The sequence below is a fragment of the Microbulbifer mangrovi genome (genome assembly GCF_002009015.1).
Lineage (GTDB): Bacteria > Pseudomonadota > Gammaproteobacteria > Pseudomonadales > Cellvibrionaceae > Microbulbifer > Microbulbifer mangrovi.
This window is the reverse complement of record NZ_LZDE01000255.1, coordinates 1-16,539: the sequence shown is the minus strand read 5'-3', so window position 1 is coordinate 16,539 and position 16,539 is coordinate 1. Positions and strand designations below refer to the sequence as shown.

The window sequence follows — 16,539 nt, the reverse complement described above, 5'->3', positions numbered from 1 at the left end:
TCACGGCGTGTCTCACAAGGCTGTACCCGGTAGCGGCACCGCCACGATCTTCCCCCTTGCTGACACTACAGCGGGGCTCCTTAAATTATTTTTCTGCCTCCCTGTCGGGATTTCTCCACCACTGGCGTTTACCCGTTTACACCCCGAAAAAACTTCGGGGCTGTGCTTTGACATAACAAAAAATGCTACACGCCAGATAACAATAGAATGGAGAAACCCATGCAAAGATCGCGCTTCCCGTCCGCCCTGTTCCACAAAACACTATTGGCAGGCACCATTGCCATGATTTCCGCCGGCGCTGCCGCGCAGGAAACTGAGACCGAAGGTAAAACCGTAGAAGAAGTCGTGGTAACCGGTATTCGCGGTGCCCTGCAACAGTCGCTGGACGTTAAGCGCGACGCCACCTCCATTGTCGACGCCATCAGCTCCGAAGACATCGGCAAATTCCCGGACAAGAACGTGGCCGACTCCCTGCAGCGCGTCCCGGGTATTTCCGTCGACCGTATCTGGGGCGAGGGCCGGGATATTTTCGTGCGCGGTACCGACAGCACCCTCAACCGCACGCTGATGAACGGCCAGAACGTGGCTTCCGCTTACTGGTGGGCGAACGACAATCCGAGCCGCGGTTTCAACTATTCCATTCTCGCGTCTGAGCTGGTTTCTGCACTGGAAGTGTACAAAAGCCCGGAAGCTCGTCACGACGAGGGCAGTATCGGCGGTATGGTCAATGTCATCACCCGCAAACCGCTGGACCTGGACCCGATGACGATCAACCTGTCCACAGAAAGCGTTTACAGCGAGCTGCCGGACTCTTGGGATCCACAGGTCTCCGGATTGGTCAGCTGGAAAAACGATGCCGAAACCTTTGCCGTGCTCGCCTCCTACAACAGTCAGCAGCGCACCATGCGCCGCGATGGCCTCGAGGTTTTCCCCACCAATGATCTGTATACCGTTACCGACCAGAATGGCAACGTAACCGAAGAGGTCTACGTCCCCTGGGGCGGAGGCTCGGCGATTTTCCAACAGGACCGCCAGCGCGATACCGCGAACATTACCCTGCAGTTCCGCCCGACCGATCGCTGGGACATGACCATGAACTATGTCGCTTCCGACATGGACATGGACAACAGCAACCAGAATTACCTGTTCGTTGCCGGTGGCTACAAAATTCCCAATGGCGACGTGGTGACCGACCCGGTCTTTATTCCCACCAGCGATGGCTACCAGGCTCTGGTGGGTGGTGTGATCGAAAATCCCGACAGCATTGGCGTGGCCGACGAGCCCATCGTGCGCGATGCCTTTGTGGAATCCGAGGTGCTGGACTTTGCCGCCGATTACACCGGCGACAGCTGGACCCTGCACCTGCAGGCCGGTACCACCAGCGCGAAGGGTGGCAGTACCAAGGACCGCAATTACTGGTTCGAAGGCAACAGTGCGGAAGACCTGAATTTCGGGCCCAATACCAACGAATTCAGCTTTCCGGGTATCGATCCACTGGATGGCAGTGCGCTGCACCTGAACGCCGCCAACCTGAGGGACTGGGTCCGCGTGATGGAAGACGATGAAAGCTATTTCCAGGCGGACGGCACTATCGACGTACAACTGGGCGCTATCACCGCCATCAAGACCGGCGTCAAACTGCGCGACCACACCATCGAGAACAATCGCCAGAATGGCTCCGTGGATGTCAGCAACCCGGACATCGCCGATCAGGTAACCGCACTGAATGAAATCACCCTCGCGGACGTCTCTTCCGGTCCCAGCCCCAGCCTGCATGGCGAAGGTGCTACAGGTGGCTCATTGACCCAATATGCCTTCCTCGACACCGGCCTCGCGCGGGAAAAAATCGATAGCATTCTCGACGCCGGCGCCATGACCTATGCGGAGGACCAGAGGGCCTATTACAAAATCAACGAAGACATAACTGCAGCCTACGCCCAGGCAGAATTCGAAAGCGGCAACCTGCGAGGCAATTTCGGGGTGCGCCTGGTGGAAACGGATCAGACCTCCCACGCTTACATTGATGGCGAGCGCGGTGCGGTAAGCCGCAGCTACCGCGAGACGTTACCCAGTGTGAACGTGATCTACGATCTGGCGGAAGACCTGATTCTGCGCGGTGCCGCGTCCCGGGCCATGGCCCGTCCAACGTTCCAGAACCTCAGCTCCAATATCGTGATCAACGCCACCAGCGGCACTGCCACCGCCGGCAACCCGATGCTGGAACCAATTTTCGCGGATCAATTTGAGCTGGGTGCGGAATGGTATTTCAGTGATGCCAGTCTGGTGGCCGCAACCTACTTCAACAAGGACCTGAGTACCTTCGTATTCCAGAACACCCAGGTGGAAGAGATCGACGGACAGAGTATCAACGTCACCCGCCCCTACAACGCAGACAAGGGTGCGGATATCCAGGGGCTGGAACTTCAGGTGCAGCACGACTTCGGCAGCGGATTCGGGGTGCTCGGCAATTACACCTGGACCGACGCCAAGGTGCCCGGCAGCAAGCTGGAGTTACCGGGTAACTCCCGCGACCAGTTCAACGCATCGACGTATTACGAAAATGACTTCCTGAGCCTGCGCCTTTCCTACAACCTGCGCTCCGAGTCCTTTGGCGGGCTCACCTCTGGCTCTCAGCTGGTGACCGATCAATACGATCAATGGGATGCCACTGCCAATTGGATGGTAAACGAGAATGTGGATGTTTTCTTTACCGCAGTGAACCTCACCAATGAAATCATCTACATGCGCACTGCCGATGGTATCCCCGTGGGTTTTTATGAAAACGGGGCGCGCTTCAGCCTGGGCGCACGAGTATCTTTTTAAAGTTTTCCCAACCAGGCATCACCTTGTCACCACTTTCAGGCGCCCTCCGGGCGCCTTTTTTAATTGTGATCCACATCTGGGCGAAGCGCGCGCGGCCGGTTATAGTCTGAAGCTCAAAACGGTTATGGAGAAACTGGCGGCGACATGAGCAAAACGATAAACGGGCCCGATGGTATGCCGCGCTGTGGCTGGTGCGCCGCAGCACCGGAATTTTTTGACTATCACGACAGGGAGTGGGGCTTCCCGGTAGACGACGACCGGCGGCTGTTCGAAAAACTCTGCCTGGAAAGCTTTCAGTCCGGCCTGAGCTGGCGCACGATACTAGCCAAGCGCGAAAATTTCCGCAAAGCATTCAAGAATTTTGATTTCAACAAGGTAGCGCGCTTTACCGAACAGGATGTAGAACGCCTGCTTGGGGATGAGGGTATTGTTCGCCACCGCGGCAAGATTGAAGCGGTTATCAATAACGCGCAAAGAGCGAAGGAGTTAGTTAAGCAGGAGGGCTCCATCGCCGCCTATATCTGGCGCCATGAGCCCGCACCGCAAGACCAGCAGGTACCACAGAGCGCCTCCACCTCAGAAACCTCCAAAGCACTTGCCAAAGACCTGAAAAAGCGCGGCTGGAAGTTTGTCGGCCCCACCACCGTCTACGCCTTTATGCAGGCCATGGGCCTGATCAACGATCACCTTGAAGGGTGCAAGTCTCGCGAAGAGGTGGATAAGGCGCGCAAGATATTCAAACGACCGACTTGAACAATCAAGTTTCTACGTAAAAATCCGCGCGCAAATCAATCGCGCGCGGGTAATATCAGCACGCGCTGATCATTCTTGTTGATACGCGCACCAAAACTTTGCTCCAGGGCAAACGCCAGCGCATCGGCATCTCCGGTGTTGAAGACGCCGCTGATACGCGCGTCCGATAGTGTATCGCCTACCAATACCATCTTACGTGTCGTGTAGCGGTTGTACTCGGCAATGGCATCCTCGAGGCGCTCGTTGTCAAAATAAATCCGCTTGGTCTGCCAGGCGGTGACTTTTTCGAGGTTAATTGGAACCACGCCACTGTTGTCCGCAGGGTTGGCTGCGTGGAACCGCACCCCCTCACCAGGGAACATTTTCACCAGTTGTTGCCGCGCGCCGCTTGCGCTGTCTGCTTGCACATCCACAACCCCCTGGGTCACGGCCACCTGAACGTCCCCGGCCTTGAGCGCGATATTGAACGCGGTACCCAGTGCACGTACTTCGGATTCCCGCACATTGACGATAAAGGGGCGCGCCGGATTTTTCGCCACCATAAAGAAGGCCTCGCCCCGCTCGAGCCACAGTGCGCGCCGCTTACCGCGATAGCGCACCCCCACGCGGCTGTCGGTATTGAGCATCAAGGTGGAGCCATCCTCGAGGTGCACCACCTGCTGTTCGCCAATTCCGGTCTGGTAATAATCGATGGTTTGATATTGCTTCAGCATCAGTGCAGCGATCGTCACCAATACCGTAGCCGCGACGGCACCGATCCAGCGCCAACGATTACGGCGACGTACGGCCTTACGTATTTCCGGCAATTCACGGCTGAGTTCTTCATCACCGCTCAGCAACTCACTCATCAGGCTCAACTGCTGACACTGGCTGAATGCCAGGCGGTGGCGCGCATCCTGCTGTAACCAGGCTTCCAGTGCCTCGATTTCCGCGGCGCTCATGGCGGCACTTTGCTGCCGCGCAAACCAGTCGGCGGCCGCGGCCCGGGTGGACTCATCTACAACTTCGGCTCGACTCATAACAACTCATTCAACTCTGCTTGCAAGTGCTTCATGGCCGCACTCATATGGCGTTCGACACTGCGGGTACTGATGGAGAGTGCCGCGGCAATCTCCGGGTAGGTCATTTCTTCAAAGCGACTCATCAGAAATACCTTGCGGACCACGGGTTTGAGACGCAGTAACGCCTGCTTCATCTGCTGCAGGCTTTGCTGCCATTCGGCACTGCCCTCGGGGGAAGGATCCGGGCTCGTATGATTGGATTCCTCAAAGCATTCGTGTTGATCCGCTTTCCTGCGCATATGGCGGCGCAGGCCATCTCGCACCAGATTGGTGGCAACCGTATACAGATAGGCACGCGGGCTTTCCCGCAGTGGTTGCAGGTCCTGCAACGCGAGTACTTTGACGTAAGTCTCCTGCAGGACGGCATCTGCCTCCTGATATCCGCCAGGCAACATCCGCGCTACATAATTGCGAATTGATGTGCGGTATTCGAGAAAAAGTGCCTCGATATAGGCGCGATCAGCAGCGCCCACACTCGCAGATACCTTTGACGGAGTCTGAATTAGGCGCAGTGCCGCCCGCGATCGGAGCCTAGCCACCGCGACCTCCACGAATCCCCGTCATGATTTTATATAAACGTTTACCCATAACTCTAATAAACGACAGTGGCGACAATAACCCGACAGTTTTTCCCAATTATTTTGTAAACGGCGCCGATGGTCCGCAACCAGCGCGCAAGCCTCCGCTGCCGCTTGCGGAATTTGCCGAGGATCAGGTATTTTGAAGCACCTGCAGTTGTGGCTCAATTCAGAAACGCCCGCTCAGACCAGAAAGACAATAATGACCAAAACGCCCCTGATGGCCCTACCGCGGCACCGCGGGCCTGCGGCGACGCTGCTGCAGGCACTGTTGTTCACACTACCCGCCCACGCGCTGTCGGCGGCGGACGCCCGTGCAGCAAGTCATCCAACCTCGGTGCAGGCAACCTCGGCAATCCGCCCTGTGTTGTTTCAACTGGCTGCACAACCACTCGAGCGGGCACTGACCCAATTTGCCGAGCAATCCGGCATGCAGGTTTTCTATCGCCCCGAAGAGCTGCCCACAGACAGGTCTCCAACGGTATCCGGACGCTACCGCCCCGAGGCCGCTCTGCAACGGCTACTGAAGAATACCGGACTGACCTATCGACTCGGTCACAATGGCACCCTGGTTATCCGCGGTAAATCATCGCCTGCGAAAGCGGATTCAGAGCCGTTAACGGCTACGCCCGTACAACGACCGCACCGGGCACTGGAAGAAACGTATGTTACCGGTGTGCGCACCAGCCTGCGGCACAGCCTGACCATGAAGCAGGCGAGCAGCAACCTGATTGAAGTCACCACCTCCGAGGATATTGGCAAGTTTCCCGATCACAACGTGGCAGACGCTCTGCAGCGGATTGCCGGTGTCTCCGTGGATCGTGTCTGGGGTGAAGGAAGGGACGTGAATATTCGGGGAACCGACAAGGATATCAACCGCACCCTGCTAAACGGTCAGCATGTGGCATCGGCCTACTGGTGGGCCAACGACAACCTGAGCCGGGGGTTCAATTATTCCACCCTCGCCTCGCAACTGGTGCAATCACTGGAAGTGCACAAGACGCCCCGTGCTGACCTGGATGAGGGGAGTATCGGCGGCACGGTTATCGTGCGCACTCGCAAACCTCTGGAAATGGACAGCAGCGAGTTACATGTATCGACCGGTCAGAATTACAGCGCGCTGGCCGACCGCTGGGCGCCGCAAGGATCGGCACTTGGGAGCTGGAAAAATACCGGACAATCGCTCGGGGTACTCGCGTCGCTCAACTGGCAAAACCGGGACACGCGCCGGGATGGCCTGGAGACTTTTGCCGACAACAACCTGTATACCGTGACCGACGATCAGGGGACCGTTACCGAAAATGTCTATGCAGTTTGGGGTGGCGGTTCGGCCTTGCTGCAACAACAGCGCAACCACGCAACCGGCAACGTCACTTTGCAGTGGGCACCGGGTGACCGCTGGGATACGACCGTTAACCTGCTGCGATCGCAGGTGGATATCGACAACACCAATCACAACTACCTGTTTTCCCCCGGTGGCTACAAGCTCAGCGAATCGCCGCCCGCCACGGTGACGAACCCGATTTTCCTCGAAAGTGACGATGGCCGCGCAATACTGGCTGGCGGCACATTGGGAAAACCGGACAGTACCGGTGCAATTCTCGACGCAATACGACGCAAGGCATTTATCGATACCCGGGTCAACGACATCGACATCAATTATCGCGGCGATCACTGGGACCAGCACGTCCAGTTCGGTTACACCAGTGCGCGCGGTGGCACCGAGCACGATCGCCTGTACCGATTCACCGGCAATACCCGCGTGGCCTTTCGCCTCGATCGGGATGCCGTGGAATCGACCTACCTCGACCTGAACCCCGAAAACGCCGCGGCACTGACACACCTCTCGCCACTGACCCGGGACTGGATCCGCACCATGGACAGTCGCGAACACTACGCGCAATGGGATATCGAACGGGCCTTTTCCAGCGGCTGGCTGCGCAAACTTCAGTTTGGTGCCAAAGTCAGGAACCACCGGGTAGAAAACCACCTCACCGAAGGCGAGATCGATCTCGCATCCTCCCTGTGGCCATCACTGAGCACCACTGGCCTGGATCAGGTCAGTAGTGGCCCAAGCCCTTTCCTGAGTCGGGCCAACGCGACCAGCCTCACCCTGACCCGCTACGCGCTCACCGATGCCGACCTTCTGGCATCCGTTATCGATCCTGTGCTGCGCGCGGGCGCCATGACTTACACCTACGACCACAGTGCGTTTTTCCGCATCCAGGAAAAGAGTGCCGCAACTTACGCCAGCCTGGATATGAAAGTCGGCGCCTGGAGCGGCAACGTCGGCGTGCGCGGCGTGGCTACCCGGCAACGGGCCGCCGCCTATGATCGGGACCGGTTGCATCATGTGGATAACCGCTACCGGGACCTTCTACCCAGTGCGAACCTCAGCTACCACTTCAGCAGTGACCTGATTGCGCGGTTTGGTGCAGCCCAGGTCATGGCGCGGCCCAATTTCAAGGACCTGACACCAAATATCATCATCGAACCCACCAGCGGTAACGGCGCTGCAGGCAACCCGACACTGGATCCCTATCGTGCGGACCAGCTGGACCTCGGCCTGGAATGGTATTTCGCGGATGCCTCCCTGTTTTCCGCAACCCTGTTTTACAAGGACATCTCCACCTTTGTTTATCCCCACGTAAACCTCGAACAGGTGGACGGCGAATCGCTCTACATTACCCGCCCCCAGAATGGCCCCGGAGCAGATATCCACGGCGCAGAGTTACAGTGGCAGCAAACCCTGGGCTGGGGATTTGGCGTATTGAGTAACTACACCTACACCGATGCCAGTGTGCCGTCTGCCGATGGCACGCGCACACTGGAGTTGCCCGGCAATTCCCGCAGCCAGTTCAATGCGTCGCTGTATTTTGAAAATGCGCGGTTTAATGGACGGGTGAGTTACAACTACCGCTCGCGGTCCTACGGAGAGATTATTGCCGGGTCGCAGAGTGAAACCGATGCGTACCGGCAGTGGGACGCCACCGCGGAGTGGCACTGGTCGCCGAGGCTGTCCTTGTCCGCGGAGGCGATCAACCTGACCGAGGAAGTACTGCGTATACGAAGTGCCAGCGGTATCCCCCAGGGCTTTTACGAAAACGGACGTCGCTTTGCCCTGGGAGTAAAAATAGCGTTCTGATGTGAAGTGAGGTTACCGAACCGGGAAACTCAGTCCGGCACTTCAAACGAGGCTTTGCCGCTGATGTGATTGTCCAGCTTCCAGTCCGGCACCGAAACAGCCGGTGCCGCCTCCGGCTTGCGCTCCCCAGCCTCCAGAAGGTTGCCTTCCGCCGGCTTGAGGCTGAGATGGTTGACTTCCACCTGCACGGCTTCCACGGATTTTTTCTCGTGCGCTTTGACCAGGTTGCCTTCCATCGGCGCGAGACTCAGTGAAGAGTCGCTCACGGCGGACTGGACCGGTGTAGTCTCGCCAGCATCTGCGACTGGCGCGGAGACCGGTTCAGGTGACGGCGCTGAGGGCTGTGGCACTGGCTGCTCCCCCCCCTCCGCGCGTACTGTCGATTGCGCCCCCAGTTTGGACAGGGTTGCCTGCAACTGTTCCGCCTGCACCTGCGCCATGCCTTTTTTGATGGCCAGCGGGCGACCGCTAAAAAGTTTCTCTACGGTATCCGGCCCGGCTTTGAACAAACGGGCAAAATTGGCTTTCACATCGGCAACGGTGTAGCCGGGCTCAAGGTCGCCGCGAAAAATCACACTGTAGGTGGGAGCTGACATGCTGATACCTCGATCGTGTTGCCTTCAGGCCTTGTTATTCTGTTTTCAATCAGACGCTTTACGGAAAACACTATTCAATCCGATTCAATCATCGGAATCCAGTGTCTGGTCCATGGTGTAGGCAGGGGCGCCTTCACATTTACCACCTACCACCCGCGCGGGCACACCCGCCACGGTCGAATGCGGCGACACATCGCGCAGCACCAGACTACCTGCCGCGATCTTGACGCCCTCGCCAATATCCACCGGACCCAGGATTTTTGCGCCAGCGCCAATCATCACACCGCGACCGATCTTCGGATGACGATCACCACCGCCGCTGCCGCTGCCGCCGAGTGTGACCGAATGCAGAATGGACACATCGTCTTCCACCACGGTGGTCTCACCCACGACAAGGCCGGTGGCGTGGTCAATCATGATGCCGCAACCGAAGCGTGCCGCAGGATGAATATCTACCGCAAACTGTTCCGAGACCCGGCTCTGGAAATACAGGGCGAGTGTGTGACGGCCTTTTTTCCACAGCCAGTGTGCAATACGGTGAGACTGCAGGGCGTGAAACCCCTTGAAGTACAGAAACGGGGTGAGGTACTGATCACAGGCCGGGTCCCGGTCGTACCAGGCACAGATATCCGCCTGCATACAGCGGGAAATTTCCGGCTCGTCGGCCAGCGCCGCAGCAATCACCTCCTGCAGAGCGGTAGCCGTCAGGGCCGCATGATCCAGTACCGAGGCCAGCTGATAGGCCAGCGCCCGGTCCAGTGTGCGATGGCGCAACACCGTATTGTGGAAATAGCTGGCCAGTACCGGTTCGCCGGCGGCAGCCGCAGCGGCCTCCGCGCGCATGGCGGTCCAGATATCCCGATTATTCAATTCAGTGACGTTGATGGTCTCTCTTCCTGTCTCTGATCCAACTCTTTTTTGCCCCGCCGTTCAACGGTATTCGGTCGACGCTTAGAGGCGATCCATATTGGTCGGGTAGGCGGATTCCGGCACTTCCACAAAGCGCGGGTAAATGGCCTCCATCGCGCCGCACACGGTGTCCGCGAGCGCCAGGTCGCCATCCACCTGACACAACTGTAACTGCTCCCGCAGTAACGGCGCACAGTGCAACTGCTGGAATTCTTTCGCGCGCGGCGCGTAACTCAGGTGCCAGCGCTCCGGCGCCACGCCGCCGCGATCCGCACCGTAGGGGCGGAACAGGCCATAACTGTGGCCCGCGGCAATCTGCTCGTCCAGCCAGCAATGAAAGGGGCCAAACACACCTTCATCGGCGACCTCTTCCGGGGTCAGCTGCACCCGGTAATCTTCCGGCACAGCCGCGGCATCGATCACATCAAAGTCGGTACCCCAGTGGTGGCGCGAGCCTCCAGGCAATGCGGACCAGCGCAATATAGCGAATACGATTTCCTCTGGCGACATGCGCGCCACATCCAGCGCGTGCCCCGCGCTATCGAGGACCGGCCGCTGACCACTGGCTTTGGCGTTCCAGATAGTGCGCTGGCGCTCGAAATCGCGAAAGCCGGATACCACCTTGGGGTCAAATCCAGCCTTTCTCGCGTCCCGGCGCAACTGATCAAAAGCCGCCAGGGCTTCCGGGTGCATCAGTTGTCCGGAAACCGGTTCCAGAATGACATGTGCGTCCGTCAAGCCGAACAGAATATTGCGCAGTAATTGATGCATGAATTCACTCCCGGGTCCGGTAACGCTGCAGGTATCAGAGAAACGTCATGCTGCAAAAGTCGTCATTTCAAGCTAGGCTTTTTCTACGAACGTGTCTAAATAGTACAAGTGTGCCGTGCGATAGCCGCCGCCGCAAATAACCGTACTTTAATCTGAACCCGCCTATTTTGCCGCGGGCAATACGGTTTGGCCTTTTATTTTTTTATGCTATGTTGCACGCCTGTTGTATTTGGTTCGGGATTGAACCGAAAGGGAAGCACTTCAGAGTGTTCGAAAGGTCGGGATCGCATTGCGCATGCAGCGTCTCCCTGAAACCTCGACCGACTGGAGTACAGGAAATCTCGCGGCGCCCCAGGGCCCTCCGCGTGGATATCTCCATAGAGCATCAACAGTTCAGGGAATGAATTTTATGCACCCAAGTCAATCAGAGTTGTTGAAACTGAAAAACCTGGGACTCGCCTCTGTCAATATTCTTCATTCCATTGGCATCCGTACCCAGGACGACCTGCATCGCGTCGGACCAGTCGAGGCATTCACCAGCATCCGCCGCCGCGGTATCAACGTATCCCGCGTCCTCCTCTACGCCCTGCAGGGCGCGTTACTGGACGTGCACTGGAACGAGCTGGACCCCGATCTCAAGGCCAATCTGGTCAGTGAAGCGGAACAGCTTCTCTCCCGTAAAGATCGCGCCTGACCCTATAGTCTCCTGAAATTGTGCCGGTCTGAGATTGTGTCCGTGCAGACTTGCAAACGGCACAAACAGACCCTATTTAGCCACAGATACATCGTCCTTTTACTGAGGTATCGGACGGCGAGGCCTTGCGGCCCGGCGTAACACCACCTCTGTGGGTCACTGCCAGAGCGCCAAACGGGTTTCACTCGGATCACTAGTCTTTGTTTTTCAAAATATCTGTCGGAGATATCTGATGTTGCGAATAGGGCTCTTTTTGCTCACTAACCTGGCGGTGATGGTGCTGGTAGGCATCATCTTCAACCTGCTGGGTATCCAGGGCATTCTCGACGCCAATGGCGTCAATCTGAACCTGCCTGGCCTGTTGCTGATGTGTGCCATCTTCGGCATCGGCGGCGCACTCATTTCACTGCTGCTGTCGAAAACCATCGCCCGCATGTCCACCCGCACCCAGGTGATCGATCAGCCGCAGACCGCTGACGAACGCTGGCTGGTGGAAACCGTGCGCGAGCTTTCACAAAAGGCCGGTATCGGCATGCCGGATGTGGGTATTTTCCCCATGCCACAGGCAAACGCTTTCGCCACCGGCTGGAATCGAAACAACGCGCTAGTCGCCGTCAGCGCAGGCCTGCTGCAGCGGTTCAACCGCGACGAGGCACGCGCGGTGATCGGCCATGAAATTGGTCACGTGGCCAACGGTGACATGATCACCCTGGCACTGATCCAGGGGGTAGTGAACACCTTCGTCATGTTCTTTGCACGACTCGTGGGTTTCTTCGTGGACCGGGTACTGCTGCGCAATGAACAGGGCCTGGGTATCGGCTACTACCTCACCTCCATCATCATGGACATGGTGTTCGGTGTCTTCGCCATGGTCATCGTCGCCTGGTTCAGCCGCCGCCGCGAGTACCGCGCAGACGAAGCCGGTGCCCACCTGGCCAGCCCCAGCGCAATGATCGCAGCGCTGGCGCGGATCAAGGCAGAGTCCGAGGCTGGACGCGAGGAGCCGCTGCCGGCCAATATGAAAGCCTTCGGTATTTACGGCAACAGCATGGCCGCCCTGCTCGCCAGCCACCCGCCCCTTGAGGATCGGATCCTGGCGCTGCAAAATTCTGCTCGTTGATCGCTAACAGTATGAGGCGTGCCCGCCTGCGGGTCCGCCTGTCACTACAGCAAAATCTACACGCAGGAGCCCGCCCACTGAAATGAAGCTGACAACATCCCTTTCCGCTTTCGCCCTTTCCCTGCTGATGATCTGCCCCCCGCTGCATGCGCTGGCAGACTCCCGCACCCCCCAGTTCGCCACAGACGACGAAACCAACACCATGCAGGTGTTCAATTTCGCCAGTCCCTCGGTGGTGTATGTCACCAACGAGGCGGTGGTACGCGACCGCTGGACCCTGAAGCTGCACACGGTACCCAAGGGTGCCGGCAGTGGCTTTATCTGGGACGCTCAGGGCCACGTGGTAACCAACTTCCACGTGATCGAGGAAGCCCGCAAAATCACGATCACCCTGCAAGATCGCAGCGAGTGGCCGGCAACCCTGGTGGGATCCGCCCCGGAAAAGGATCTCGCGGTACTCAAGATCAACGCCCCCGCGGAGCTGCTGAAGCCGCTGCTACCCGGACAGTCCGCCGGACTCTCGGTGGGGCGCAAGGTACTCGCGATTGGCAACCCCTTCGGTCTCGACACCACTCTCACCACCGGTGTGGTCAGCGCCCTTGGCCGCGAGATCGAAGCCGCGGGCAACCGCACCATTCGCAACGTGATCCAGACCGACGCGGCGATCAATCCCGGCAACTCCGGCGGGCCGCTGCTGGATTCCAGTGGCCGCCTGATCGGCGTCAATACCGCGATCTACAGTCCCAGTGGCGCCAGCGTGGGAATCGGCTTTGCCATCCCGGTGGATACGGTGAAAAAGATCGTCCCGGAACTAATCGCCCACGGACGTCTGGTGCGACCAATCCTGGGGATTGAATCGGCACCGGATCAGTGGGCCAATCGCTACGACTTCAAAGGGGTTGCTGTACTGCGTACCGCGCCGGGCCTGCCGGCGGAACGCGCGGGCCTGCGCGGCGTCTACCGCAGCAACCGCGGTGGCTGGCAGCTGGGCGATGTGATCATTGGAATCGACGGACTACCTATCAGTAATTACGACGACCTGATGAACGTGCTGGAAAACCGGCGCCCCGGCGACAAGGTGAAGGTGGATTACCTGCGCGATGGGGAGGCGTACCAGACTTCCCTGGAACTGGCGGCGCCTTGATTACTTTGTAGGATACCCGGTGGCGGTGCCGCCACCGACACCTTCGCCCCTAACCTTTCGCAGTTCCTGCCAAATTCTGTACACTCGCCCCTCAAAATTTCTCGACCACGACTGCGAACTGTCATGCAAAAACACTTTCTCTGCCGCTACGAAGACCTCAACGAAGGCGACTCCAAAGGCTTCTCCCTGGGAGACAACAGTGCCGGAATGAACAATGTGTTTGCGGTGAAGAAAGACGGCGAGGTTTTCGCCTACAAGAACATCTGCCCGCACCGGGGTATCAACCTGGAGTGGCAGCCGGACCAGTTTCTGGATTCGGAAAAAGCGTTGATCCAGTGCGCCTCCCACGGCGCGCTGTTTGAAATCACCACTGGTGAATGTATCGCTGGCCCCTGCGCCGGCGACGCGCTGACACCGGTACCGGTGGAATACGCCCAGGAAGGTCTCTACGTACTGCTGGCAGACTGACTCCCGTCAGTCCTTCTGGGGCAGGTAAGGCAACGGCTCCTCAAGGCAAATTTCGTCCGCGCCCAGTTTCGCCCGGTAGGCGATCACTTCCACCCCCGCCGCAACCGCCTCTTTCAGCGCCGCCGAATAGGCAGGGTCGATTTCCGCAGCGGCCTCGACCGTTTCTATGGCCGAGTGCTGGACGCAGTAAAAGAGCACCGCGCGCACCCCGGACTGTGCCAGCTTCTGCAACTCCCGCAAATGCTTGGCACCGCGCGCACTAACCGCATCGGGAAACAATCCGCGCGCGCCCTCCGCCAGAGTGACGTTTTTTACTTCCACATAACAATCGCCCTGCGCGCTACTCAGCAGAAAATCGATACGGCTGTTCTCTTCCCCGTACTTCACCTCCCGACGCAGCTGCGCATAGCCCTGTAACTCCGGCACCACCCCGCTGGTGATGGCTTCTTCCACCAGATGGTTGGCGCGGCCGGTATTCACGCCCGCCAAAGCGCCTTCCGGCGTGGTAGTGATTTCCAGGGTGTGGCGATACTTACGCTTGGGATTACCGGAGTCGGAAAACCAGCAAGGCGTGTTTTCCTCCCAACAATTTTTCATCGAGCCAGTGTTTGGACAGTGAATGGTTATAATTTCACCAGAAGAAAGCTCAATATCGGCAAGAAAGCGCTTGTAGCGGCGCAATAATTTTCCCTGAGCCAGGGGCGGGTTAATTTTCACACAACAACCTGTAAAAAGTCAGAAATGGATGGACTGAACGCCAACCTGTCGAAAAAACGGTCGCCAGAATACACCATCCCGTTCATTCTTTGCCGAAGGATCGTCGTCAGTGCCGTTACAGAGCAACATTTTGTGGCGCAGCCCGGAGAGTTTTGATAGTTTCCTCGCCTTGGTCGCGCTAGCGGCCTGAGGATACAGCCGGCGGTCGCTTAGGCTTTGTGCAGCCTGCTAGGCTTGAATTTGGTTGTAGTGCCCTAATAACTGAGGGCCCGTATTACGAGAGAGGCAATGACTATGCCCAATACTGCTGCGAAATCCGATTCTCTGCACGGCTTCGAGCCCTATCAGGAACAGAAGGGCGAGGAGTACATGAATGAGAAGCAGCAGGAGCATTTCCGCAAGCTGCTGCTGGCCTGGAAGGCCGAACTCATGGCAGAAGTGGATCGCACCGTAACTCACATGAAGGATGAAGCTGCAAACTTCCCTGACCCGGCGGATCGCGCCAGCCAGGAAGAAGAGTTCAGCCTGGAACTGCGCACCCGCGATCGCGAGCGCAAACTGATCAAGAAGATCGACGCAACGATCGAACTGATCGACCAGGAAGATTACGGCTTCTGTGAAGCCTGCGGCGTCGAGATCGGCATCCGCCGCCTGGAAGCACGTCCCACCGCCACCCTGTGCGTGGACTGCAAGACCCTGGCGGAGATCAAGGAAAAGCAGATTTCCGGCTGATCTGCCGTTGCCCGGGCAGCAATTGAGCTGCCCGGCACTCCTCTCCCATCCCGACTGTTTCACCCGATTCCCCGGTTTACGGCATGCCCGAACAATACATCGGCCGCTTTGCCCCCTCTCCCACCGGCCCGCTTCATTTCGGCTCTCTGGTCTGTGCGCTCGGTAGTTATCTCGATGCCATTGCCCACGGCGGCCAATGGCTGGTACGCATGGAAGATCTGGACCCGCCCCGGGAAATGCCCGGCGCTGCCGAGCGCATCCTCAAATCCCTACACGCCCACGGCCTACACAGCCACACGCCAGTGGTATGGCAAAACCAGCGCCACCACCTTTACCAGCAGGCACTGGACAAATTGCGTGATGACGGCCTCGTCTACCCCTGCTCCTGTACGCGCGAACAGGTCCGCAAGGCCGGTGGTCATCAGCGGGCACAATGTGTCGGTGAACAGGGTAACCACGCCCTGCGTTTTCATTGCGCCGGCGCGCAGGAGACTTTTCACGACCTGTGGCAGGGAGAGCAAACCCAGGTCGTCGGCGAAGACCCGATCCTGAAGCGCAAAGACGGCCTCTACGCCTATCAGCTGGCGGTCGTGGTCGATGATATCGCCCAGGGCGTAAATTGCGTGGTACGGGGTGCAGACCTGCTGGACTGTACTGCCGTGCAGAGCCAACTGTTCCGTGCGCTGGGCGCATCTGTCCCCCAGTTTGGACACCTCCCACTGGTGATGAACGAGGGCGGCCAGAAACTCAGCAAGCAGAATCACGCCGCACCGCTGGATGACCAGAAGGCTTCCGCGAACCTGGTTCAGGCGCTGGGCTTCTTAGGATTTCACCCGCCGCCGGGGCTCGAATCAGAACTTCCGACGCAGATTCTTTCCTGGGCAAGTGCGCGCTGGCAGCGACAAGCCGTGGACCGACGTAACCGCCTGCTAGCGCAATAGAGTTTTCGACAATGCCGACTCAATAGCTTCAATGCTAAGGTGGCGATAGCGGGAACAGCTTTGCGAGACCTTCACCGCCATGGATGG

At 58.3% G+C, this 16,539-nt stretch carries 15 protein-coding genes; 9 read left to right on the top strand and 6 right to left on the bottom strand.

Annotated features, from left to right (window positions below; genetic code table 11):
• The first annotated feature begins 219 nt into the window (after window positions 1-219).
• Together B4U49_RS04700 and B4U49_RS04695 are read left to right on the top strand one after the other, a co-directional pair.
• Entirely contained in the window at window positions 220-2,823 is a 2,604-nt protein-coding gene (locus tag B4U49_RS04700) for a TonB-dependent receptor (RefSeq protein WP_078083425.1), read from the top strand.
• A gap of 144 nt (window positions 2,824-2,967) precedes the next feature.
• Window positions 2,968-3,576 carry a DNA-3-methyladenine glycosylase I gene (locus B4U49_RS04695; RefSeq protein WP_078083422.1) on the top strand — a complete coding sequence of 203 codons (609 nt, stop codon included), beginning with the start codon at window positions 2,968-2,970 and terminating at the stop codon, window positions 3,574-3,576.
• 35 nt (window positions 3,577-3,611) lie between these two features.
• On the opposite strand, the gene B4U49_RS04690 is transcribed toward B4U49_RS04695, so the two are convergent.
• Together B4U49_RS04690 and B4U49_RS04685 are read right to left on the bottom strand one after the other, a co-directional pair.
• On the bottom strand, window positions 3,612-4,595 hold the full coding sequence (locus B4U49_RS04690) for a FecR family protein (protein ID WP_078083421.1): 984 nt from the start codon (window positions 4,593-4,595) through the stop codon (window positions 3,612-3,614).
• Window positions 4,592-5,110 carry an RNA polymerase sigma factor gene (locus B4U49_RS04685; protein ID WP_158078557.1) on the bottom strand — a complete coding sequence of 173 codons (519 nt, stop codon included), beginning with the start codon at window positions 5,108-5,110 and terminating at the stop codon, window positions 4,592-4,594. The genes B4U49_RS04690 and B4U49_RS04685 overlap by 4 nt, the downstream gene beginning before the upstream one ends.
• A 307-nt stretch (window positions 5,111-5,417) precedes the next feature.
• On the opposite strand from B4U49_RS04685, the gene B4U49_RS04680 reads away from it, so the two are divergent.
• Window positions 5,418-8,360, top strand: a complete 2,943-nt coding sequence (locus B4U49_RS04680; RefSeq protein WP_078083419.1) for a TonB-dependent receptor — start codon at window positions 5,418-5,420, stop codon at window positions 8,358-8,360.
• Between the two features lie 29 nt (window positions 8,361-8,389).
• Here B4U49_RS04680 and B4U49_RS04675 read toward each other — a convergent pair whose 3' ends face one another.
• From B4U49_RS04675 to B4U49_RS04665, 3 genes are all read right to left on the bottom strand, one after another.
• Complete coding sequence (locus B4U49_RS04675; protein WP_078083418.1) at window positions 8,390-8,956, bottom strand: hypothetical protein; 567 nt, start codon at window positions 8,954-8,956, stop codon at window positions 8,390-8,392.
• Window positions 8,957-9,040: 84 nt separating this feature from the next.
• Entirely contained in the window at window positions 9,041-9,826 is a 786-nt protein-coding gene (gene cysE / locus B4U49_RS04670) for a serine O-acetyltransferase (protein WP_476703365.1), read from the bottom strand.
• An 81-nt stretch (window positions 9,827-9,907) separates the two neighbouring features.
• On the bottom strand, window positions 9,908-10,636 hold the full coding sequence (locus B4U49_RS04665) for a M15 family metallopeptidase (RefSeq protein ID WP_078083417.1): 729 nt from the start codon (window positions 10,634-10,636) through the stop codon (window positions 9,908-9,910).
• A 409-nt stretch (window positions 10,637-11,045) separates the two neighbouring features.
• Between B4U49_RS04665 and B4U49_RS04660 the strand changes: the two genes are divergently transcribed.
• The 4 genes from B4U49_RS04660 (at window position 11,046) to B4U49_RS04645 (ending at window position 14,062) form a co-directional block, all read left to right on the top strand.
• Window positions 11,046-11,330: a TfoX/Sxy family protein gene (locus tag B4U49_RS04660; RefSeq protein ID WP_078083423.1), complete on the top strand. Its 285-nt coding sequence runs from the start codon at window positions 11,046-11,048 to the stop codon at window positions 11,328-11,330.
• A 232-nt stretch (window positions 11,331-11,562) separates the two neighbouring features.
• Complete coding sequence (gene htpX / locus B4U49_RS04655) at window positions 11,563-12,450, top strand: protease HtpX (RefSeq protein WP_078083416.1); 888 nt, start codon at window positions 11,563-11,565, stop codon at window positions 12,448-12,450.
• A gap of 82 nt (window positions 12,451-12,532) precedes the next feature.
• Complete coding sequence (locus B4U49_RS04650; protein ID WP_078083415.1) at window positions 12,533-13,594, top strand: S1C family serine protease; 1,062 nt, start codon at window positions 12,533-12,535, stop codon at window positions 13,592-13,594.
• 123 nt (window positions 13,595-13,717) lie between these two features.
• Entirely contained in the window at window positions 13,718-14,062 is a 345-nt protein-coding gene (locus tag B4U49_RS04645; protein WP_078083414.1) for a Rieske (2Fe-2S) protein, read from the top strand.
• Window positions 14,063-14,068: 6 nt separating this feature from the next.
• Here B4U49_RS04645 and sfsA read toward each other — a convergent pair whose 3' ends face one another.
• Window positions 14,069-14,779 carry a DNA/RNA nuclease SfsA gene (gene sfsA / locus B4U49_RS04640; RefSeq protein ID WP_078083413.1) on the bottom strand — a complete coding sequence of 237 codons (711 nt, stop codon included), beginning with the start codon at window positions 14,777-14,779 and terminating at the stop codon, window positions 14,069-14,071.
• 294 nt (window positions 14,780-15,073) lie between these two features.
• On the opposite strand from sfsA, the gene dksA reads away from it, so the two are divergent.
• The gene (gene dksA, locus B4U49_RS04635) at window positions 15,074-15,511 is read left to right on the top strand and encodes an RNA polymerase-binding protein DksA (protein WP_078083412.1); all 438 of its coding nucleotides are present in this window, start codon (window positions 15,074-15,076) and stop codon (window positions 15,509-15,511) included.
• An 83-nt stretch (window positions 15,512-15,594) separates the two neighbouring features.
• Complete coding sequence (gene gluQRS, locus B4U49_RS04630) at window positions 15,595-16,452, top strand: tRNA glutamyl-Q(34) synthetase GluQRS (protein WP_078083411.1); 858 nt, start codon at window positions 15,595-15,597, stop codon at window positions 16,450-16,452.
• The last annotated feature ends 87 nt before the right edge of the window (window positions 16,453-16,539 follow it).

Excerpts from the sequence above, each read along its gene's own strand:
- B4U49_RS04695 (WP_078083422.1), top strand. The coding sequence starts at position 2,968 with ATGAGCAAAACGATAAACGGGCCCGATGGTATGCCGCGCTGTGGCTGG.
- dksA (WP_078083412.1), top strand. The coding sequence starts at position 15,074 with ATGCCCAATACTGCTGCGAAATCCGATTCTCTGCACGGCTTCGAGCCC.
- B4U49_RS04665 (WP_078083417.1), bottom strand. The coding sequence starts at position 10,636 with ATGCATCAATTACTGCGCAATATTCTGTTCGGCTTGACGGACGCACAT.
- gluQRS (WP_078083411.1), top strand. The coding sequence starts at position 15,595 with ATGCCCGAACAATACATCGGCCGCTTTGCCCCCTCTCCCACCGGCCCG.
- htpX (WP_078083416.1), top strand. The coding sequence starts at position 11,563 with ATGTTGCGAATAGGGCTCTTTTTGCTCACTAACCTGGCGGTGATGGTG.
- B4U49_RS04650 (WP_078083415.1), top strand. The coding sequence starts at position 12,533 with ATGAAGCTGACAACATCCCTTTCCGCTTTCGCCCTTTCCCTGCTGATG.
- B4U49_RS04700 (WP_078083425.1), top strand. The coding sequence starts at position 220 with ATGCAAAGATCGCGCTTCCCGTCCGCCCTGTTCCACAAAACACTATTG.
- B4U49_RS04645 (WP_078083414.1), top strand. The coding sequence starts at position 13,718 with ATGCAAAAACACTTTCTCTGCCGCTACGAAGACCTCAACGAAGGCGAC.
- B4U49_RS04680 (WP_078083419.1), top strand. The coding sequence starts at position 5,418 with ATGACCAAAACGCCCCTGATGGCCCTACCGCGGCACCGCGGGCCTGCG.
- B4U49_RS04690 (WP_078083421.1), bottom strand. The coding sequence starts at position 4,595 with ATGAGTCGAGCCGAAGTTGTAGATGAGTCCACCCGGGCCGCGGCCGCC.
- B4U49_RS04660 (WP_078083423.1), top strand. The coding sequence starts at position 11,046 with ATGCACCCAAGTCAATCAGAGTTGTTGAAACTGAAAAACCTGGGACTC.
- B4U49_RS04675 (WP_078083418.1), bottom strand. The coding sequence starts at position 8,956 with ATGTCAGCTCCCACCTACAGTGTGATTTTTCGCGGCGACCTTGAGCCC.